The 288-nt window shown below is 63.5% G+C and carries 1 protein-coding gene; it reads left to right on the forward strand.

What is annotated here, in order from left to right; all coding sequences use genetic code 11:
• The coding region (locus tag B8460_RS20580) for an IS5/IS1182 family transposase (RefSeq protein WP_048863493.1) at nucleotides 1–268 on the forward strand (268 nt) is incomplete at its 5' end.
• Nucleotides 269–288 lie beyond the last annotated feature (20 nt).

The raw sequence follows: 288 nt of genomic DNA on the forward strand, positions 1-288 counted from the left end.
GCATCTGTTCGCGGACGGCGCCTATGACCGCACCCGACTGCTCGACAAGGCCGCGTTCCGGGATTCCATCCTCGAAATCGTCCGCCGTACCGACACCGAGCCCGGCTTCAAGGTTTTGCCTCGACGCTGGGTCGTCGAGCGGACCTTCGGGTGGATGACGCGCTGGCGTAGGCCCGTGCGTGCTTACGAAGCACGCCTCGACGTCTCTCATGCCATGATCCACGTCGCCATGGGCAGCCTCCGCCTACGAAGGCTCGCCCATCATTGAGCCTTTCTCAAACGGACTCT

Origin of the sequence: Acidisphaera rubrifaciens HS-AP3 (genome assembly GCF_000964365.1) — a bacterium.
GTDB lineage: Bacteria > Pseudomonadota > Alphaproteobacteria > Acetobacterales > Acetobacteraceae > Acidisphaera > Acidisphaera rubrifaciens.